16 protein-coding genes and 1 pseudogene are annotated in these 18,919 nt (G+C 67.2%); 8 read left to right on the forward strand and 9 right to left on the reverse strand.

Features of this window, described 5'->3' with window-relative positions; genetic code table 11:
• The first annotated feature begins 41 nt into the window (after window positions 1-41).
• From LRH25_RS16075 to LRH25_RS16085, 3 genes are read left to right on the forward strand one after another with little or no spacing between them, the layout of a single operon-like run.
• On the forward strand, window positions 42-494 hold the full coding sequence (locus LRH25_RS16075; protein ID WP_141287275.1) for a GNAT family N-acetyltransferase: 453 nt from the start codon (window positions 42-44) through the stop codon (window positions 492-494).
• Between the two features lie 6 nt (window positions 495-500).
• The gene (locus tag LRH25_RS16080) at window positions 501-1,229 is read left to right on the forward strand and encodes a GNAT family N-acetyltransferase (protein ID WP_141287274.1); all 729 of its coding nucleotides are present in this window, start codon (window positions 501-503) and stop codon (window positions 1,227-1,229) included.
• 58 nt (window positions 1,230-1,287) lie between these two features.
• Window positions 1,288-2,604, forward strand: coding sequence for an Nramp family divalent metal transporter (locus LRH25_RS16085; protein ID WP_141287273.1), 1,317 nt, complete (start codon window positions 1,288-1,290; stop codon window positions 2,602-2,604).
• Window positions 2,605-2,613: 9 nt separating this feature from the next.
• Here the strand turns inward: LRH25_RS16085 and LRH25_RS16090 are convergent, their stop codons facing one another.
• The 4 genes from LRH25_RS16090 to LRH25_RS16105 all read right to left on the reverse strand — a co-directional run bounded on the left by LRH25_RS16090 (window position 2,614) and on the right by LRH25_RS16105 (window position 6,908).
• The gene (locus tag LRH25_RS16090; RefSeq protein ID WP_141287272.1) at window positions 2,614-3,489 is read right to left on the reverse strand and encodes a helix-turn-helix domain-containing protein; all 876 of its coding nucleotides are present in this window, start codon (window positions 3,487-3,489) and stop codon (window positions 2,614-2,616) included.
• A 22-nt stretch (window positions 3,490-3,511) separates the two neighbouring features.
• Complete coding sequence (locus LRH25_RS16095) at window positions 3,512-3,874, reverse strand: nuclear transport factor 2 family protein (protein WP_141287271.1); 363 nt, start codon at window positions 3,872-3,874, stop codon at window positions 3,512-3,514.
• Between the two features lie 102 nt (window positions 3,875-3,976).
• Window positions 3,977-4,444, reverse strand: a complete 468-nt coding sequence (locus LRH25_RS16100) for a MarR family winged helix-turn-helix transcriptional regulator (RefSeq protein WP_141287270.1) — start codon at window positions 4,442-4,444, stop codon at window positions 3,977-3,979.
• Window positions 4,445-4,469: 25 nt separating this feature from the next.
• Complete coding sequence (locus tag LRH25_RS16105; RefSeq protein WP_141287269.1) at window positions 4,470-6,908, reverse strand: membrane-bound PQQ-dependent dehydrogenase, glucose/quinate/shikimate family; 2,439 nt, start codon at window positions 6,906-6,908, stop codon at window positions 4,470-4,472.
• A 175-nt stretch (window positions 6,909-7,083) separates the two neighbouring features.
• Here LRH25_RS16105 and LRH25_RS16110 point away from each other — a divergent pair, with 175 nt between their 5' ends.
• The gene (locus LRH25_RS16110) at window positions 7,084-8,031 is read left to right on the forward strand and encodes a M14 family metallopeptidase (protein WP_231011636.1); all 948 of its coding nucleotides are present in this window, start codon (window positions 7,084-7,086) and stop codon (window positions 8,029-8,031) included.
• A 29-nt stretch (window positions 8,032-8,060) separates the two neighbouring features.
• Here the strand turns inward: LRH25_RS16110 and LRH25_RS16115 are convergent, their stop codons facing one another.
• Window positions 8,061-9,257, reverse strand: coding sequence for an FAD-dependent oxidoreductase (locus LRH25_RS16115; protein WP_170200824.1), 1,197 nt, complete (start codon window positions 9,255-9,257; stop codon window positions 8,061-8,063).
• Between the two features lie 126 nt (window positions 9,258-9,383).
• Here LRH25_RS16115 and LRH25_RS16120 point away from each other — a divergent pair, with 126 nt between their 5' ends.
• A complete protein-coding gene (locus LRH25_RS16120; RefSeq protein ID WP_141287266.1) occupies window positions 9,384-10,202 on the forward strand; it encodes an AraC family transcriptional regulator in 819 nt (272 codons plus the stop codon).
• Between the two features lie 128 nt (window positions 10,203-10,330).
• Here the strand turns inward: LRH25_RS16120 and LRH25_RS16125 are convergent, their stop codons facing one another.
• Entirely contained in the window at window positions 10,331-11,224 is an 894-nt protein-coding gene (locus LRH25_RS16125; RefSeq protein WP_141287265.1) for a LysR family transcriptional regulator, read from the reverse strand.
• Window positions 11,225-11,364: 140 nt separating this feature from the next.
• Between LRH25_RS16125 and LRH25_RS16130 the strand changes: the two genes are divergently transcribed.
• Window positions 11,365-12,126 carry an SDR family oxidoreductase gene (locus LRH25_RS16130; protein WP_231011637.1) on the forward strand — a complete coding sequence of 254 codons (762 nt, stop codon included), beginning with the start codon at window positions 11,365-11,367 and terminating at the stop codon, window positions 12,124-12,126.
• Window positions 12,127-12,139: 13 nt separating this feature from the next.
• Window positions 12,140-12,265, forward strand: a pseudogene (locus tag LRH25_RS16135) (SDR family NAD(P)-dependent oxidoreductase); the annotation flags it as partial.
• Between the two features lie 55 nt (window positions 12,266-12,320).
• On the opposite strand, the gene LRH25_RS16140 reads toward LRH25_RS16135, so the two are convergent.
• Window positions 12,321-13,448, reverse strand: a complete 1,128-nt coding sequence (locus LRH25_RS16140) for an FAD-dependent monooxygenase (protein ID WP_141287996.1) — start codon at window positions 13,446-13,448, stop codon at window positions 12,321-12,323.
• A gap of 145 nt (window positions 13,449-13,593) precedes the next feature.
• On the opposite strand from LRH25_RS16140, the gene LRH25_RS16145 reads away from it, so the two are divergent.
• Window positions 13,594-14,205 (forward strand): TetR/AcrR family transcriptional regulator, encoded by a 612-nt coding sequence (locus LRH25_RS16145; protein ID WP_141287995.1) that lies wholly within the window; start codon window positions 13,594-13,596, stop codon window positions 14,203-14,205.
• A gap of 54 nt (window positions 14,206-14,259) precedes the next feature.
• Here the strand turns inward: LRH25_RS16145 and LRH25_RS16150 are convergent, their stop codons facing one another.
• Window positions 14,260-17,853: an ABC transporter permease/M1 family aminopeptidase gene (locus tag LRH25_RS16150; RefSeq protein WP_231011638.1), complete on the reverse strand. Its 3,594-nt coding sequence runs from the start codon at window positions 17,851-17,853 to the stop codon at window positions 14,260-14,262.
• A 1-nt stretch (window position 17,854) separates the two neighbouring features.
• Entirely contained in the window at window positions 17,855-18,760 is a 906-nt protein-coding gene (locus LRH25_RS16155) for an ABC transporter ATP-binding protein (protein WP_141287998.1), read from the reverse strand.
• Between the last annotated feature and the right edge of the window lie 159 nt (window positions 18,761-18,919).

The following is an 18,919-nucleotide window of genomic DNA, read 5'->3' on the forward strand; positions in this document are numbered from 1 at the left end:
CGCCTATCGTGCCGACTCCCACCGCACGTCTTTCTCAAAGCATGTCTTCCACCGCCCTGCAGGTCCGGCCGCTGGCCCAGACCGACTTCGACGCCTGGCTGCCGCTGTGGCGCGGCTACCAGGCCTTCTACAAGACCGACCTTCCGCTGGCGACCACGCAGACCACCTTTGCGCGTTTCCTGGACCCGGCCGAGCCGATGTTCGCGGCGCTGGCCGAGCTGGATGGCAAGGCCGTCGGCCTCGTGCACTGCATCCGCCACCGCAGCTGCTGGACGGTCGGTGACTACTGCTACCTGCAGGACCTGTTTGTCGACCCCGAAGTGCGTGGTGCTGGGGTCGGCCGCGCATTGATCGAGTGGGTCTACGCGCGTGCTCGTGAAGCCGGCTGCTCGCGCGTGCACTGGCTCACGCACGAGACCAACACCGAAGCGATGAAGCTCTACGACCGCATCGCCAGCAAGCCTGGCTTCGTGCAATACCGCCACCTGCTCTGAACCACCATGCCCCACGACATTCAGCTCAACGAATACGGCCAGCCTGTCGGCCCCAGGCTCGAAGGCTGGCAGCCGCGTGCATTGCCGCCGCGCACGCCTCTGGTGGGCCACTGGTGTCGCCTGGAGCCGCTCAGCGTGGCCCAACATGCCGAGGCGCTTTACGCTGCCTACAGCGCCCAGCCGGACGGCCGCGACTGGACCTACATGCCGGCCGGCCCGTTCCCTTCGATGGCTGCGCTCACCGAGTACCTCACCAAGGCCGAAGCCTCGGCCGACCCCTTGCACCACACCATCATCGACAACGCCACCGGCCAGGCCGTCGGCACGCTGGCGCTGATGCGCATCGACCCCGCCAACGGCGTGATCGAGGTTGGCCATGTGACCTACTCGCCGCTGGTGCAGCGCACGCCCATGGGCACCGAAGCGCAGTTCCTGTTGATGCAGCGCGTGTTCGACGCACTCGGCTACCGGCGCTACGAGTGGAAATGCAACGCGCTGAACGCGCCTTCGCGCCGTGCTGCCGAACGCTACGGCTTCCAGCTCGAAGGCATCTTCCGCCAGGCCGCCGTCATGAAAGGCCGCAGCCGCGACACCGCCTGGTTCTCGATGCTGGACCACGAATGGCCGGCGATCCGCCCGGCCTTCGAACAATGGCTGGCGCCGGAGAACTTCGACGAGAAAGGGCAGCAGCGCAGCCGGTTGGGTGAACTGGTGAGGGTGGCGTTGGGTCGCTGACACGGGGCATGCTTTGGTAGCAGTGCAACTGCCGGCCGCCTCACCGAGAATCGGCCGCATGTTTGGTCTGCCCACCACCGCCACTGCGCCGTTCTGTCCGTCCGAGGTTCGCGGCTCGGTTGATGTTTCCTCCTCGCAGCCGCTGTGGAAGCGGCTGGCGAAGGTGGCGGGGCCGGGGTTGCTGGTGTCGGTCGGCTACATGGACCCGGGCAACTGGGCGACCGACATCGAGGCGGGCTCGCGCTTCGGGCCGGCGCTGCTGTGGGTGGTCGTGCTGTCCAGCGTGGCGGCGATGCTGCTGCAGACGCTCGCGCTGCGCCTCGGGCTGGTCACCGGGCTGGACCTGGCGCAGGCCTGCCGGGCGCGCTACCGGCCGGCGGTGAACCGGGCGCTGTGGGTGATGGCCGAGTTGGCCATCGTCGCGTGTGACGTGGCCGAGGTGCTGGGCACGGCGCTGGCACTGCACCTGCTGTTCGGCATGTCCTTGCTGGCCGGCATTGCCGTCACCGCGCTGGACACGTTGTTCGTGCTGGGCCTGAAGGGCCGCGGCTTCCGGCAGGTCGAGGCCATCGTGCTGGGGCTGGTGATGACCATCGGCGTGTGCTTCCTGGTGCAGATCGTCCTGGTCCGCCCGGATTGGCATGCGGTGGCGCAAGGCCTGGTCCCGACCGAGCTGGTGCTGCACGACCCGCGGGCGCTGATGCTGGCAGTCGGCATCCTCGGCGCCACGGTGATGCCGCACAACCTCTACCTGCATTCGTCCATCGTGCAGACCCGGCACTTCGCCGGCACCGAGCAGGCCAAGCGCGAGGCCATCCAGCTGTCCACCTGGGACACGGTGATCTCGCTGACGCTCGCGCTGCTGGTCAACGGCGCGATCCTGACGCTGGCTTCGTCGGCCTTCCATGCCAAGGGCCAGACCGAGGTGACCGAGATCCAGCAGGCCTACCACCTGCTGGACCCGCTGGTCGGCGCGTCCATCGCGTCAGTGCTGTTCGGCGTGGCGCTGCTGGCGGCAGGCCAGAGCTCGACCTTCACCGGCACCATCGCCGGCCAGGTCATCATGGAAGGCTTCCTGCGGCTGAAGATTCCGTGTTGGCAGCGCCGCCTGGCGACGCGCGTGCTCGCGCTGGTGCCGGCGTTTTTCGGGGTGCTGTGGCTGGGCGAGGCGGGGGTGGGCACGATGCTGGTCGGCAGCCAGGTGGTGCTGAGCCTGCAGCTGCCGTTTGCGATCTGGCCGCTGCTGCGCCTGAACGGCGACGCGAAGCTGATGGGCCGCTTCCAGCTGCGCGGGACCATGAAGGCGGCCGCCTGGGCGCTGCTGGCGCTGATCTGCGTGGCCAATGTGGCGCTGCTGCGCGAACTGGTCGGCTGAAGAGGTGCCTTAGTTCGCTGCGAGCGGAATCGCGTAATGCATGGTCGATGCGTGCGAGTCGGCCGCATAGTCGGCGCCATAGAACTCCAGGTCGCAGCCGCCAGCGTGCCGCTCGCCGGACCGCAGCAGCCAGCTCGAATAGATGTAGTTGACCGTCTGGTCCAGCCCTGCGGGCAGGCCGCGGTGCGTGAAGCGCGCGTAGCGGGCCGCGGGAATGCGCAGGCTGGCCAGCCCCTTGCCCAGCGGCCCGACGTGTGTGACCGGTGCCGCGGCCCAGTACACCAGCTCGTCGGACTGGGCCGAGGTCTGCTGGACCACGCCGTGGCAGCTGCCGACGATCCGGTTCGGCACGTCGGCCAGCAGTGGCAGGAACGCAGCCCACAAGGCAGGCAGCTTGCTGGCCACGTTGTTCTTCTCGGAGTCCATGCCATGAAACTTCGTGCTCAGGCCGACCAGCTGCATCTCGCCGTGTTCGATGAGCTCGGGTTCCAGCGACACATTGGCATGGATGTGCCGCAGGTAGTCCTCGTCGAACCGGACCTTGTGCAGGAAGGCCAGCGCGCCGGCATGCCGGCGGTAGTGCGCTGGCGTGACGCTGAACGCCTTCTTGAACGCCCGCGTGAAGCTCTCCTGCGATTCGAAGCCCGATGCCAACGCAATGTCGAGCACCCGTTCCTGCGTGCGCGCCAGCTTCTCCAGCGACAGCGAAAACCTGCGCGAGCGGATGTAGGTCTTCAGGGTCTCGTTGGTCAGTGCCTTGAAGATGCGCTGGTAGTGCCACTGGCTGAGGCCGGCGTGGCGCGCCACATCGGCCGGATCCACGTCCCCGTCCAGATGGGTTTCGATGTAGTCGATGCCGCGCTGCACCTGAGCGAGGTAGTTCATCGCGGGTTTCTTCGCGTGCCATTCACTGGGCGGGCACTTCGAAGAACCCGGTCATCGCCACCAGCGCGCCCTGGCCGTCGTATTGGCCAAAGCTCACGCCGTCGCCCAGTACCTTGCCATCGCCATCGACCATGTGCCATTTGGCAACGCTGGCATCGTGGTGCGCCAGGAAGCTGGTGGTGACGAAATGGCCACCGGGAACTTGCCTGTGGAAGTCCAGCATGTAGTCGATCAGTTCGCGGTGACCGCGGGCCGTGACCAGCGGGTCCTGGTAGACGCAGGCCGGCGCCACGCTTTGCGCCAGCGCTGCGGCCTTGGCATCGGCCGAGGCTTCGCGCCAGGCATTGGTGTAGGTTTCCCAGGTGGTCTGTCTGGCGTCACGCATGTCGTTTCCTCGGGTGGGTTGCAGAAGGCCGCAAGCCTACCGAGAGGGGGCGAAACGCTTTTGATATTTTGTGCGAACCTTTTCAAGGGCGATGGCAGCGGGCTACACCCTGCGGTGCTTCGCCAGCTTCTGCAACAGCTCCAGCAGCATCACCCGCTCGCCGGCGCTGAGGTGGCGCAGCAGGTCCTGCTCCATCGTCAACGACACCTCGTGTGCCTTCGCTGCCAGCACTTCGCCGGCTGCCGTCAGGTGCACGTTCTGCGCCCGGCGGTCCGTCTCGCTGCGCACCCGCGCCAGCAGGCCTTTCTCGCTGAGCTTGTCCAGCATCAAGGTGATGTTGGCGGCGGTGACGGCCAGCGTCTGCGCGAGCTGCTTGCCGTTGATGCCCGGATTGAATTTCACCAGCACCAGGGTCGTGAACTCCACCGGCCGCAGGCCGAACGGTTCTGCAATGCGCTTGAAGAAGATCTTCTTCAGCGGAATGTCCGCCTGGGCCAACTGGTAGCCCAGCAGGTGGGCGAGGCAGGTCTGATCGACGCCGGGGGCGTGTGGTTCGGGGGCGGAGGACATCCGGGCAGTGTAGTGAGCGCCGTGGTCAGTGCGAGAGCGAATAGGCCACCACGTAGTCGCCCCGTTCCGGTGACTGGCGTGCGCCGCCGGCCGAGATCAGCACGTATTGCCTGCCCGTCTTCGGCGAGCGGTAGGTGATGGGCGTGCCTTGGCTGCCGACCGGCAGGCGCGCCTTCCAGAGCTCCTGGCCGTTGCCGCTGTCGAAGGCGCGCAGGTAGAAGTCCTGCGTGGCGGCGAAGAAGACCAGGCCGCCCTGGGTTGTCAGCGAGCCGCCGATGGTCGGCATGCCCACCGGCATCGGCAGGCCCAGCCGCACGCCGTGCAGCACCGAGTCGCGCACGGTGCCCAGCGGCACTTCCCAGGCCACCTGGCGGGTGTCCAGGTTGACGGCGGTCAGCGAGCCGAAAGGCGGCTTCTGGCACGGGATGCCGATGGGCGAGAAGAAGCGGTCCTTGACCACCGAATAGGGCGTGCCCTTGAGCGGCACCGCGCCCATGCCGGCGTTCACCGCTTCGGCCCCTGCAGGCGCCGAAGCGCCGCCGCTGGCCGGCTGCTGCGGCACCATGCGCACCCACAGGCCCAGGCGCATGTCGTTGGCGTAGATGGTGTTGGTGGTCGGGTCGATCGACAGGCCGCCCCAGTTCATGCCGCCCAGCGAGCCGGGGAAGCTGAGCGAGGTGTCGGTGTCGGGCGCGGTGTAGAGGCCTTCGTAGCGCATGCCGCGGAAGGCGATGCGGCACATCAGCTGGTCGAAGGGCGTGGCGCCCCACATGTCGGCTTCGGTCAGTGTTTGCGCACCGATCTGCGGCATGCCGACCGACACCGGCTGCGTCAGCGCATAGGGCTCGCCGGGAATGCCGGCCGGCTTCACGGGGGTCTCGATGACATTGGTCAGCGGCTTGCCGGTGGCGCGTTCCAGCACGTAGAGCTGGCCGGCCTTGGTGCCGAAGACCAGTGCCGGCACGGTGCCGCCTTCGGTCTTCTTGAAGTCGAAGAAGGTCGGCTGCATCGGCACGTCGAAATCCCAGAGGTCGTTGTGCACCGTCTGGAACAGCCAGCGCTGCTGGCCGGTGGTCGCGTCCACCGCCAGCATCGAGGCGCCGAATTGATGGTCGCGCTCGGTGCGCTTGGGGCCCCATAGGTCGATGGCGGCGCTGCCGGTGGGCATGAACACGGTGTTCAGCGCTGGGTCGTAGGACATGGGCGCCCAGACGTTGGGCGTCGAGCGGGTGTAGGTCTTGCCGGGCGAGGGCGCCTGCTTGTCGTCCGGGTTGCCGGGGTCGAAGGCCCAGCGCAGTTGGCCGGTGATGACGTCGTAGCCGCGCGCCACGCCGCCCGGCATGTCCAGCGCGACGTTGTCCGCCACCCGCCCGCCGACGACCACGGTGGTGCCGGCCATCGTCGGCGCCGAGGTCAGCGCGTACAGCGGGTCCGGCGCGTCGCCCATGCCTTCGCGCAGGTCCACGCGGCCATTGCGGCCGAAGTCCGGGCAGAAGTTGCCGGTGTCGGCGTCCAGCGCAATCAGCTCGTCGGTGATGGTGTTCATCAGGATGCGCCGTTGGCACGGCGCACCTTCCGCGACCATCGCTGGCGGCACCGGGCTGCTGCCCGGGTCGGTTGGCTGCAGCAGCGGCTGGTTGGCATCGAAATAGGCCAGGCCGCGGCAGCGCATCCAGACCTTGGCATGGGCGTCGATCACGCGCTTCCACTTCTCCGCGCCGGTGTCGCCGTCCAGTGCGATCACGTTGTTGTGCGGCGTGCAGAGGTAGACGGTGTTGCCGATCTGCAGCGGCGTGAGCTGGTCCTCCGCGCCATTGCCGTCCGACTGCGGCACGTCGCCGGTGCGGTAGGTCCAGGCCACGGTGAGATCACCCACGTTCTGGCGGTTGATCTGGTCCAGCGCACCGAAGCGGTCCCCACCCGGGCCGTTGCCGTAGTGCGACCAGTTGGCGACCGCGCTTTCGGCGGGGGCCGGCACCTGGCCGGAGGCAATGGTGGTGTGGTGGATGCCATGCGGCTGGAACATGCCCCAGACCGTACCCAACAGGCCGGCCAGCAGCAGTGCCGACAGGCCCAGGAACATGCCGGTGCGCGGCGCGAGCGCCGCGCGGCGCCGCAGCGCCGGCTGCACCAGCAGCATGAGCAGCAGCAGGCCGGCGAAGGTGAAGAGGCGCGCATGCAGGGCCCAGAAGTCCAGCCCGGCTTCCCACAACGCCCAGCCCACGGTGGCGGAAAATGCCAGCCCGTAGACCACCAGCGCCGAGCGCTTGCCGCGCGTCAGCAGCGCGCCCGAAACCACCAGGGCCAGGCCCATGGCCAGGTAGTAGGCGCTGCCCGCCCTGGCGATCAGCATGGCGCCGCCAGCGGCCAGCGCGAGGCCGATCAGGACCAGCAGCCCGCCCAGTGCGGCCGCCGGCCAGGGTGTGGTGCTTGGCGTGGGGGTGAAGGTTCCGGAGTGGCGCATGGGCTTCCCTGTGAACAGAAGAGGTGCCGGCATGCGCAAGGGCCACTGCCGCCTGGCAGCAACTGCGCAGCAGGGCCAGTGTAGAAGCGCGGGGAATTCGCCTCGGGCCAAGGGGCTTGGCCGTGCCGTGCCGCGGTGTATCGTGCGCGGCATCGCCAAAATCAGGGTGGCATTCGTGAGCATCTCCCCGTCAAGCACGCCGTATCCCATCGGCACGCCAGGCACGCCCTGGGCTGCCGCTGAAAGAGCCGCCTGGCTCGCCCGCCAGCCGCTGCAGCGGGTCTATGCCGAAGAGGTCGTGGCGCCCCTCAAGGCCCTCGCCGCTGGCCTGCCGGCACAGGCAGAGCTGTTCCAGTACGGCACGCTGGACTACACGCGCCTGGGCCTGGCCAGCTACCCACTGTGGGCGGTGCGCAGCCGCGCATGGCGCGCCGATCATCCGGTCGTGCTGGTCACCGGGGGCGTGCACGGCTACGAGACCAGCGGCGTGCAGGGCGCGCTGCTGTGGCTGGAACACGAGTTCGGCCGTCATGCCCAAGGCCTGAACCTGCTGGTGTTGCCGTGCATCAGCCCCTGGGGCTACGAGACCATCAACCGCTGGAATCCCGATGCGCTGGACCCGAACCGGCAGTTCAAGCCGGCCAGCCCGGCGGCAGAGTCGGCGCTGGCCATGGCCTGCGTGGCTGCCAACTGCACCCGCGTCGACCTGCACGTGGACCTGCATGAAACCACCGACACCGACAACAGCGAGTTCGGGCCTGCCAAGGCCGCGCGCGATGGCGTCGCGTTCGACTGGCATGCCATCCCCGACGGCTTCTACCTGGTGGGCGACACCGAGCGCCCAGCGCCCGATTTCCAGCGCGCGCTGATCGAGGCCGTCCGCCCTGTGACCCACATCGCCGAGGCCGACGAACACGGCTGCCTCATCGGCGAGCCGCTGCAGCAGGCCGGCGTCATCAACTACCCCAAGCGCGCGCTCGGCTTGTGCGGCGGCATGACCGCTGCCCGCCTGGTCACCACCACCGAGGTCTACCCCGACAGCCCCACGGCCAGCCCCGCCCAGTGCAACCAGGCGCAGGCCGCGACGGTCACTGCGGCGATCGCGTATTTGCAGCGGGTTTGAGGGCGCATGCGCACGGTCTGTCGCATCCCTCAATAAACTGGAAGCGCGAAGTCCTCGTCGATCTTCCGGGCTTGAGCAGCGGCGCCTGGTTTCAACAGGCGTTGGATGAGCCTGCTACCGAAAACTCGTTGCAGGATGTGGGCGATGGCGACGCCGAACCGCGTCCTCACGTGCATGAGTCGAATCATTCGGGGGCTCAAGGCCTGCTGTGATCGCTCGGCGTACGGACGCACGATGCTTTCGTAGGCTCGGAAGGCTTCGCTGCAGGTCGGGTTCGCCTTGATTTCCCCCGCCAGGACGTAGGCTCCGACGAGGGCCAAGGCCGTGCCCTTGCCCGTGAACGGCGTCGGGCAGTGCGCCGCGTCGCCCAGCAAGACCAGCCGGCCTTTCGACCAGGTCGAAGCTTGCACCTGGCTCATCGGTCCGAAGTAGAAGTCCTGTACGGCATCCAGTTCACCGACGAGCCGGTCGGCCACCGTGCCCCGACCTTCCAGCGCTGCACGAAGCATGTCACGCCGAGACAACGTCAACGGCCTTTGCGGGTCGGGCTCGCTGGCCGGAAAAGTGACCAGGACGGTGGTCTCCGTCGGGCCTCCAGGCCTCAGGTGGATCATCGTGCCGCCAATGCCGTTCACGGAGCAGGCCCAGAGGTCGTCTTCTGGACGCCGGGGAATCTTGAAGAAGGCCATGTAGGCGCCGAGATAGCGCAGGCGCGTTTCCTCGGCGAGCGCCAGGGACCTTGTCGACGAGCTCATGCCGTCGGCGCAGATCACCAACTCGAATGCCTCCGTGGCGCCATCGTCAAAGATCACGCGCACGCCGTCCCCAGTCTCCTCGAGGCCAGTGACATGGGTGCCAAATCGGTACTCTGAGGTATGGCGGGTCGCATCGAAAAGCACACGTGCGAAATCGCCTCGGAGGATTTCGAAATCGCTGGTCAGGCTGCCGAAACCATTCTTGGGAAAGACGGCCACCACCTTGCCGGCAGCGTCCAGCCATTTCTGGCCGCACTCCCCCGTGTCGCGAGCCTGGATCTGCGCCGTCAGGCCCATGCGCTTGATGACCTGCTGACCGGCACCCTTCACGTCGACGTTCTGTCCCCCGTCCCTGAAGGCGCTGGCCTTCTCGACGACGACCACCGAGAAGCCGTGCTTGCTCAGCCACCAGGCACACGCAGGGCCGGCGATCCCGCCGCCGCAGATCAGGATCTTCTTCGTTCGTTCCAAGGTGAAAGGCCTCGTGGTGGTTCGGAACGGCCACGTTAGGCGGGGCATGTCTTGGCCACAAGGATCCAACATGCCATGATGTATTGAATTCTTGCCATGCCGCCTCCGGCGTCCCGGACCCGCCCGATGCCCGTTTTCAGAGACGCTTCTTCAATCGATTGGGAGGATCCGGACCTTGTCCCCAGGCCCGTGATCACCCTCGGCGCCGCTGGCCTGGACATGGCTGTGACACACGGCGACGACACCCGGAAGGAAACAGACTTCCACCACCATCGAAAGGGTCAGTTCCTGCTGTGGATGCGGGGAGTGCTCACCTGCGAAGTTGCCGGCGGCCTCTGGCTCGTGCCGCCGGGAAGCGCCATCTGGGTGCCCGGCGGTGTGCGGCATCGAATGGAGGCGGCCGGCACGATCGAGTGTTACGTCGTCTACGTCGATCCTGCCGTGGGCGACGCATTGCCGCGAGACTGCTGCACCTTGTCGACGACGCCGCTGCTGCGCGAGTTGGTGATCCGTTCAGCGGCATTGCCCATGCGCTACGAAGAGGGCGCCATGGCGTCCAGGTTGATGACGCTCCTCGTCGACGAAATGGCTTCGGCGCAGCCAGGGCTCGTTCATCTTCCCCTGCCGACAGACAAGCGACTTGGCAGACTTGTCGAGTGGCTCATGGCCAGCCCGTCCGATGCAGTCAGCATCGACGCCTGGGCAGCCCGAATGGACATCAGTCCGCGCACGCTCTCCCGCCTTGTCTCCCGAGAAACCGGCATGAGTTTCGGACGCTGGCGCAGGCAACTGCACATCCTGCTTGCCTTGCAGTGGTTGGCCAGGGGCGCGACGGTCCAAGATGTCGCAGCCGGGCTCGGCTACGAGAATGCGAGCAACTTCGTGGTCATGTTTCGCAAAGTGCTCGGCGAAACGCCTGGACGCTACTTGAAGTCGAGAACTTGAAGCTGACAGGGGCCTGGCGAGTGCCTGGCTTCATTGCAGCCCTCGCTGCTGCGCCGCGAATGTGCTCGACCCGGACGGCGACAGCCTCGACGCCCGTGCCGCTCAGGGCCATGGGCCGCTTCGAGCACTCAGTTCGCCCCGGCCATGCGCTCGGCCAGCCAGTCCACGAACACCCGCACGCGGGACGACAGCTGGCGCGCATGCGGATACAGCACCGAGACCGGCATGGGCGCAGGCCGCAGCTCGGGGAAGACCTCGACCAGTTCACCGCTGAGCAGCTGGGCCTCGACGTGATAGCGCGGCACCTGGACAAACCCCAGGCCGGCGAGGCAGCAGGCTGAATAGGCGTAGGCGCTGCTGACGGTGACCGGGCCGCGCAGCATCAGGCTGCGCTTCTCGCCGTCCACCAGGAAGTCGAAGGGCAGCACGCGGCCGCTGCTGCCAGCGTAGTTCACCGCATGGTGCTTGCGGAACTCGTCCAGCGTCTGCGGCGTGCCGCGCCGCGCGAGGTAGTCGCGGCTGGCGCAGGTCACCAGGCCGAGCAGCGCAACCCGCCGGCCCACCATGGAAGAGTCCTTCGGTTCGCCGGAGCGCAGCACGCAGTCGATGCCTTCGCGCACCAGGTCCACCATCCGGTCGCCCAGGCCGATCTCCAGCTCGATGTCCGGATAGCGCGTGTGGAACTCGCCCAGGTGCGGCAGCACGAAATGCAACGCCTGCGTGCCCTGCAGGTCCACGCGCAGCTTGCCCTTGGGCCGCAGCTGGGCGCTGCGGAACAGGTCCTCGCTGTCGCCCACGTCCTGCAGGATCTGCTGGCAGCGCAGGTAGTAGGCCTCGCCGTCCAGCGTGGCGCTGACGTGCCGGGTGGTGCGGTTCAGCAGGCGCACGCCCAGCCGCAGCTCCAGCTGCTGCAGCGCCAGGCTGACCGAGGCACGCGGCAATTGCAGCTCATCCGCCGCCTTGGTGAAGCTGCCCAGGTCGACGATGCGCACGAACAGGTGCATCGCATCCAGCCGGTCCATGCACGCTCCAATTGTTTAGGTGGTTTGGATTGTGATGGATTGAATCGCGTATTTATCTGGATCGAGTCGAACAATAAATTAGCGGCACGGGATCAGACCACGGTCCTGCCCCAGCCAAGCCCTCATCACCGGAATCCACCATGAACACCCCAGTCACTTCTTCCACCACTCTCCGCGTCGCCATCGTCACCGGCGCCTCGCGCGGCATCGGCGCCGCCATTGCCCAGCGCCTGGCGGCCGACGGCCATGCCGTCGTCGTCAACTACGCCGGCCGGGCCGACGAGGCCGCGCGCGTCGTCGAAGCCATCCAGGGCAGCGGCGGCCAGGCGCTGGCGGTGCAGGCCGATGTGGCCGACCCGGCGGCGGTGCGCGCGCTGTTCGACGCTGCGGCGCAAGCCTTCGGTCGCATCGACGTGCTGGTCAACAACGCCGGCGTGATGCCGCCGCAGATGCCGATGCTGGTCGACACCGAAGACGCCGAGTTCGACAAGCTGTTTGCGATCAACGTCAAAGGCAGCTTCAACGCAATGCGCGAAGCCGCCAAGCGCCTCGCGCCGGGCGGCCGCATCGTCAACTTCTCCAGCAGCCTGGTCGGCACCGCGCTGCCCGGCTACTCGGTCTATGCCGCGACCAAGGCCGCCATTGAGACGATGACCTTGGTGCTGGCCCGCGAGTTGCGCGGCAAGCAGATCACCGTCAACGCCGTAGCCCCCGGCCCGACCGCCACCGCGCTGTTCCTGGACGGCAAGTCGCCCGAGCTGATCGAGCGCCTGGCCAAGGTGCCGCCGCTGGAGCGCCTGGGCGAGCCGGCGGACATCGCCAACACCGTGGCCTTCCTGGTCGGCCCGGACGGCGGCTGGATCAACGGCCAGACGCTGCGCGCCAACGGCGGCATGGTCTGAGGAGGCACGCATCATGAAGACCACCATCCTCGTCACCGGCGCGTCCAGCGGCATCGGCCGCCTCAGCGCCAAATCGCTGGCCGCGGCCGGCCACACCGTCTACGCCAGCATGCGCGCGGTCATACCAAGAACGCGGCCCGCGCCGTGGCGGGTTTGAGCGCTGGCTTGCCATTTTGGCAAGCTTGCCAGGCGGCCTAAAACTCGGCGTCCGTCTTTGCGTTGCGTGCCCGGATCGCTTCTTCGGTCCGAGGCACCAGCGTCTCGAGCCCTGTCTGCACCGCCTGGGCCTGGATCTTGTCGACGAACGGGCGAAACCGCTCGTCGTAGAGTTGGAAGGCCTGCTCGTGGTCGCCGCCCGTCGCTTGCATCGCGTCGGCCAGTGCGGCCGCACCGTCGATGGCGAGCGACCCACCCATCCCGGCCGCGGGCGACGCGCAGTAGGCCGCATCGCCAACCAGCGCGACCCTGCCGCGCGACCAAGAGGGCATGCGGATCTGGCACAGCTTGTCGAAGTAGAAGTTGGTGGAGCCCGCCATTTCGCGCAACATCTCCTCAGTCCGCCAGCCCACGCCAGCGAATTGCGCCGCGACGATTCGGCGCTGCTGCGCCTCGTCGCGGTGGTTGTATGGGATCTCGTGCTCGGAGACGAAACTCAGGATCAGGTCCGTCTTGTGCTTGTAGGCATTGAGCATTGCGGCCTTGCCCGGCACGTTGAACATCTGCGCGGTGTCCTGCTCGATCAGCAGCTTGTCCACGATGGCGATCGAGAAATACTGCTGGAGAAAGTGCGTGTACTGCGCTTCTTCGCCGAACCACAGCTTGCGCACGCCGGAGTGCATGCCATCGCAGCCGAGCACCAGGTCGAACGAGTCCCGGGCGCCGTGCCTGAAGCTGACCTCGACCCGGTCGCCGATTTCGGCCAGGGCCGAGATGCGGGTTCCGAAGACGATCCTGCAACGGTCTTTCACGGCGCCGTGCACTATGTCCAGCAGCACCTCGCGCTCGATCTCGAATTCATCTTCGGGTGTTGGATCGCCTTCCTCGCGCAACACCAGCATGCGGGCCGTTCGGTCGTCCGCGTGCTTGAACTCCCAGCGCCGCAAGCTCAGCCTGTTGGCACGGATCTGCGCCAGGAGCCCCATGCGCTTGACGATGTCCACGGTGGCCCCGCGGATGTCGACGGCCGTGCCGCCCCGTCTCAGCCCGCCGCAGGTCTCGACGATCGTCACGTCATAGCCCAGCTGGCTCATCCAGTACGCGGACGAGAGGCCCGCAAAGCTCGCACCGGAAATGAGCACCTTCCTGGCCTTGTCCCTTGTCATCCGCTGATTCCTTTCGATTGCTCAACCACGATGCGTGGTTGAATTGTGTACTCGATAAAACTTAATCGCAATATATTTTTTACTTGGTAAAAGTTCCTGCGAAATGGCAGGCCTCTTGCGCATGCTTCGGCTAAGCTTCGCGCCCATGGGCGAGTTACGCGAGAACAAGAAGCGGGAGACCCGGCAACGGATCTCCGATGTGGCAACGAAGCTGTTCTTCGAGCGTGGCTTCGAGGAGGTCACGATCGACGAGATCGCGGTGGCGGCGAAGGTGTCGAAGATGACCGTCTTCAACTACTTTGCCCGCAAGGAAGAGCTGATGCTCGACCGCGAGGACGACCTGAAGATGCTGCCTTTCCGGCAAGCACTGATCGAGCGGCCTGATGGCACGCCGCCGGTCGATGCGCTCCGCGCGTGCCTGGCGGCGTTGAACGGACAGAAGCACCCGCTCTGCTACATCAATGGCCAGGTATTGGACTGGTGGCGGGTGGTCGACGCGAGCCCCTCGCTCCAGGCCCGTTTGCGCGAGCTTGCCGACGAGGCAGCCGAGGGCCTCGCGGTCGCACTGGCCGGGCCGAATCCAGACGGCCTGACGCGGCTCAAGGCCGGGATGATCGTGTTGATGGTGCGGACGGCACGCGAAGAGGCGGTCCGCTTGCTGGCGCGCGGCGGATCGGCGAAGAAGGCCAACGCAGCGTTCCTCGCGCTGATGGCGCAAGGGTTCTCGGCGGTCGAGGCGCTGGCGCCCCAAGTCTGAGCGCCTGGCGACTGCGCGGGGCGTCTTGCGCGGGCGCCTCGCGCTGCCGAACGCTCAAGGGCTTTCGATGCGGCTCAGGTTGTCCTCCGAGTTGCGGTCGATGCGCTTGTTGTACGGGTCCACGCCCACCCAGGCCGGCGCTTGGTCCACCACCACGGTTACCGTCTGGCTGCCGGTGTGAATGGGCTGCTGCGCGAAGGACAGCACCGATTTGGCGGTGTAGCCCGGCCGCCCCGGCTCGGCGCTGAACACGCCGATGTCGAAGTGCTCAGCCAGCGGCGCTTCGGTTTCCTTGCCCTTGCCGTCGGCATAAAACTTCTTCGCTTCGACGACGAAGCTCACCTCGTACTTGCCGTCGGCGCGCCGCACTGCCTTGGCCTGCGACGCCTTCACATCCAGCAGCGTGATCTTCTCGAACAGGTCGGTGATCAGCTGCTGGTGTTGCGGGCCCGCTTCGGCACGCAGGATGCGCAGGAAGTCGAGCGAATTGGCATACGGCGCGGGCTTGAAGGCGTATTGCCGGAGCAGCGTGGCCATGGCGCGGTTGACCACGTCCTCGCCCACCACTTCCTTGAGCCAGTACATGGCCAGCGAGCCCTTCTGGTAGTGGATGTAGGGCTGGTTCTCGACGCGGTTCAGCGGCAGTTCCTCGACCACCTCGCCACCGCGCGAGCGCAGGTAGCGGTCCAGCTCGTACTTCAGGAAGCGGCGCATCTGCTCCTTGCCGTACAGCCGCTCCATGACCAGCAAGGCAGAGTACTGCGCGAAGCTTTCGACCAGCATCGTGCCGCCCTGCTGGCTGCTGGGCACGAGCTGGTGGCCCCACCACTGGTGGGCGATCTCGTGCGCGGTGACGTAGGTGACCACGTCGATCTTGTCTTCGTCGCCCAGCTTGGTGAGGAAGCCCAGGTTTTCCGAGTACGGGATGGTGTTGGCAAAGCTCTGCGCGAAGTCGGCGTAGCTCGGGAATTCGAGAATGCGCGCCTGGCGGAACTGGTAGGGCGAGAACTTCTCGCTGAACAGCGTCAGCGAACCCTTCATGGCCGCCAGCATGCGCGGCACGTTGTAGGCGTGTTCGGGCTGGTGGTAGACGGCCAGGGCGATCTTCTTGCCCGCCACGGTGAGCGCGTCGGTCGTGACGGCGTAGCGGCCGGACTGGATCGAGAAGAAGTGGTTGATCGGTGCGTCCGGCTTGAAGTGCGCGCTGCGGCGGCCGTTGGCGATCGTGTCGCTGAGCGTGTAGCCGGGGGCGATGGGGACCTGGTCGGCGTCGGTCGTGACAGTGATGTCGGCGTCGACCCAGTCACTGTCGCCGCGCAGCAGGGAGTGCGCGCGGCCGGCTTCGTCCTCCAGCGTGGGCGGACGCAGGTCGGCGGGCAGCCCGTGCTTGCGGCGCTTGGCGCGGTCCTTCAGGAAGTCGTCGCGGTTGATACCGATGCTGGGCGAGATGGCGCTGTTCTCGATGAAGCTGCCGTTGTCGACCAGCCGCGTCAGCGGCGCGCCATTGGAAAAGCCCCGCTGCTGCAGCGTGGTCTTGAAGGCCAGGGTGCGCACTTCGCCGGGCTGCATGGCCGGCTGCAGCCGGTAAATGCGGTAGGACCACTGCGCGTATTCCTTCTGCAGGCTGGCGCCTGGCAGCGTCACTTCATCCAGTTGCATGGGTTTGGCCCAGCTCAGGTGCAGCTCGGAGATCGGCTGCCCGCTGCGGTTCTCGATGCGGTAGCTGCCGCTGGTCACCGCCTTGGCTTCCTTGGGGTAGAGCTGCACATCCAGCGTGACGGCCGTGATGCGCGGCATGGGCAGCTTCTCGAAAGGCAGCAGTTGGCGCTCGGCTTCGGCGAGCGATGCCTCGCGCTCCGGCGCGGGGAGGTACTCGTTCAGGATGTTGGTGTTCCAGAAGATGAACGCGCCACTTGCCAGGAAGGTGGCCAGCGCCGCGCCGCCGATGGCCAGCGCACCACCGTGCAGCCGCTGGCGCGCGCCTGGCAGGCGCAAGCGAAGCGGGGACACCACGCCCCGGCGCCAGAAGGCAAAGGCACCGACCGCCAGCAGCGTGGCGAAGGCGCTCCAGTAGAGATGGAACCAGTTCTGGCCGATCCAGAAGCGTGCCATGCCGTTCATGTCCGACAGCGGCACCGGCGGCGTGCTGCCGTAGTTGTAGAGGTTGTGCTCGAAGCCGGCCGAGGCCAGCGCGACGCTGGCCACCAGGTACAGCAGCATCAGCCCCCAGCCGATGAACTTCTGCGGCACCAGCACCTGGACGAAGACCGACAGCACTGCCAGCTGCAAAGCCCCCACGACGGTGGGCCACACGAACCACAGCAGGTAGGCGCCGAGCTGGAAGTGCGTGTAGCCCTTGAGCAGCTGCACCAGCATGCCGGTGAGCACGGCCACCAGCGAAGACGCCACGAGCACCAGCGCGATGGCTGCGATCTTGGGCACCAGGTGGGCCCAGTCGGGCGCGGCGGTGGCGTCCATGATCTCATGCATGCGGCGTTCGCGGTCGCGCCAGACCAGCTCGCCGCCGTAGTAGATGGCGATGATGACCGGCATCAGCGTGAACGCGCCCTGCAAGGCCTGCACCATCAGCCGCGTGACAGGGATGTTGCTGGCGCCGTACCACTCGCCCGTGTACCAGGCCGTGCCGCCGGCGTTGATCACGCCGATGAACAGCAGCACGAAGAAGGTAGGGCTGCGGAACACGAAGGCCATGTCGAAGCGCGCCAGCGCGGCGAACTGCGCGCGGCGGGTTGCCGCGTCGCTGCGTGGCATTGGGAGCGGGCCACTGCGCGCCACCGGGGAAGACTGTGTCTTGCCGGGTTTGGCCGCCACCTTGCTGCCCCGCACCTCGAAGCGGAAGCGCCACCAGGCGCCCGCGAAGAGCGCCAGGGCAATGCCGGTCCACAGCACGCGGTTGGCCAGCAGCAGGCCGGTGATCTCGGGCAGGCGGGTGTTGCGGTCGGCGGCCGTCCAGTACTTGGTGACGATGCGAAGCGCCGTCAGGCCGAAGGGGTCGCTCAGGGCCGACAGCGTGTCGTGCTGCACGTCGCGCAGCAGGCCGCGGGTGACAAAGAACAGCACCAGCAGCGCCACGGCGCCCACGTAGGTCCACATCATCGACCGCGTGGCCGTGGCCAGCGCGAAGAAGGCGGCGCCGGTGATGAGCAGCGTGGGCAGGCCGAACACGAACAACGCGTACAGGTAGTTGCCCGGCACGAAGGGGCCGATCTTCTCGGCGTCCAGCCAGGGCATGGCCGAGCCCACGGCGATGGCCAGTGGCACCGAGGCCAGGACCAGCAGCGCCGCCGCGACAGCGCCTGTGAAGCGCCCGGTGAGGTAAGCGCCTTTGCCCACGCGCGTGCTGCGCAGGATGGGCGCGAAGCCGGTCTCGTCGTCGCGCAGCACCGTGCCGGCCACCATCGCCACCACGATGAACACCGCGAAGATGTTCATGATGCTGAGCGTCTGCAGGATGGCGTAGGGCGAGTTGATGTTGACGTTGCCACGGCTGCCGATCTGGATCTGGTCCACCGTGGTGGCGCCGAAGGTCAGCAGGAAGAAGATCACGCAGCCGACCCAGAACACCGGGCTCCTGAGCTGGTAGCGCCATTCGAAGGCGGCCACGGGGGCGAACATTCGGGCGGACATCTCAGGCCGCCTTCATGTCGACAGCGGCCGGCTGGGCGGCACGGTGCAGGTAAAGGGTCGAGAAGTACACGTCCTCCAGGCCCGGCTCGGCGGGCGCGAAGCCGATACCGGGTGACGCATCCGCCAGCACCCGGATCACGGTGCGGCCCCCTCGCAGGCGGGTGGCGATCACCGCGTGGCGGGCCTTGGCGGCGTCCAGCTCGTGCTTGTCGATGCTGGCCTGCCAGATGTGGCCCTGCAGCGCGGCAATCAGCGCCGTGGGCGTGCCCGCCTGCACGATGCGCCCGCCGACCAGGATGGCGGTGCGCGGGCAGAGGTCGGTCACGTCATCGACGATGTGGGTGGACAGGATGACCACCACGTTTTCGCCGATCTCGGCCAGCAGGTTGTTGAAGCGGTTGCGCTCCTCCGGATCCAGGCCCGCCGTGGGCTCGTCCACGATGATCAGCCGCGGGTTGCCGATCAGCGCCTGCGCGATGCCGAAGCGCTGGCGCATGCCGCCCGAGAAACCCGCGATGGCCGACTTGCGCACCTCCCACAGGTTGACCTGGCGCAGCAGCGCCTCGACCGTGTCGCGGCGCTCACCTCGGCTGGCAATGCCCTTGAGCACCGCCAGGTGGTCCAGCATGTCGGCGGCGGAGACGCGCGGGTAGACGCCGAAGTCCTGCGGCAGGTAGCCCAGCGTGGCGCGCAGCGCCTCGGGCTGGGCAATCACGTCGATGTCGCCGAAGCGGATCTGCCCGGCGCTGGGCACCTGCAGCGTGGCCAGGCAGCGCATCAGGCTGCTCTTGCCGGCGCCGTTCGGACCCAGCAGGCCGAACATGCCGGCGGGGATCTCCAGCGAAACCTCGTCCAGGGCGCGCACGCCATTGGGGTAGGTGTGGGTGAGTTGCTTGATCGCGAGCATGTGGGCACCGTGCGGGGCGGCCGACGGGCCGCGCATGGCGGTGCACTTTAGAGAGCAGGCGAGCGCACAGCGTCAGGGCTGCGACGAATGGCAGGTGGCGCGGTTCAGGCTGCGTGCAGGCGGGATCGGCGGCATGCCGGGCACCCTGTCCCGCATCAG

The sequence above is a fragment of the Ideonella azotifigens genome (genome assembly GCF_021043325.1).
GTDB lineage: Bacteria > Pseudomonadota > Gammaproteobacteria > Burkholderiales > Burkholderiaceae_C > Ideonella > Ideonella azotifigens.

Excerpts from the sequence above, each read along its gene's own strand:
- LRH25_RS16075 (WP_141287275.1), top strand. The coding sequence starts at position 42 with ATGTCTTCCACCGCCCTGCAGGTCCGGCCGCTGGCCCAGACCGACTTC.
- LRH25_RS16080 (WP_141287274.1), top strand. The coding sequence starts at position 501 with ATGCCCCACGACATTCAGCTCAACGAATACGGCCAGCCTGTCGGCCCC.
- LRH25_RS16085 (WP_141287273.1), top strand. The coding sequence starts at position 1,288 with ATGTTTGGTCTGCCCACCACCGCCACTGCGCCGTTCTGTCCGTCCGAG.
- LRH25_RS16090 (WP_141287272.1), bottom strand. The coding sequence starts at position 3,489 with ATGAACTACCTCGCTCAGGTGCAGCGCGGCATCGACTACATCGAAACC.
- LRH25_RS16095 (WP_141287271.1), bottom strand. The coding sequence starts at position 3,874 with ATGCGTGACGCCAGACAGACCACCTGGGAAACCTACACCAATGCCTGG.
- LRH25_RS16100 (WP_141287270.1), bottom strand. The coding sequence starts at position 4,444 with ATGTCCTCCGCCCCCGAACCACACGCCCCCGGCGTCGATCAGACCTGC.
- LRH25_RS16105 (WP_141287269.1), bottom strand. The coding sequence starts at position 6,908 with ATGCGCCACTCCGGAACCTTCACCCCCACGCCAAGCACCACACCCTGG.
- LRH25_RS16120 (WP_141287266.1), top strand. The coding sequence starts at position 9,384 with ATGCCCGTTTTCAGAGACGCTTCTTCAATCGATTGGGAGGATCCGGAC.
- LRH25_RS16125 (WP_141287265.1), bottom strand. The coding sequence starts at position 11,224 with ATGGACCGGCTGGATGCGATGCACCTGTTCGTGCGCATCGTCGACCTG.
- LRH25_RS16130 (WP_231011637.1), top strand. The coding sequence starts at position 11,365 with ATGAACACCCCAGTCACTTCTTCCACCACTCTCCGCGTCGCCATCGTC.
- LRH25_RS16140 (WP_141287996.1), bottom strand. The coding sequence starts at position 13,448 with ATGACAAGGGACAAGGCCAGGAAGGTGCTCATTTCCGGTGCGAGCTTT.
- LRH25_RS16145 (WP_141287995.1), top strand. The coding sequence starts at position 13,594 with ATGGGCGAGTTACGCGAGAACAAGAAGCGGGAGACCCGGCAACGGATC.
- LRH25_RS16150 (WP_231011638.1), bottom strand. The coding sequence starts at position 17,853 with ATGTCCGCCCGAATGTTCGCCCCCGTGGCCGCCTTCGAATGGCGCTAC.
- LRH25_RS16155 (WP_141287998.1), bottom strand. The coding sequence starts at position 18,760 with ATGCTCGCGATCAAGCAACTCACCCACACCTACCCCAATGGCGTGCGC.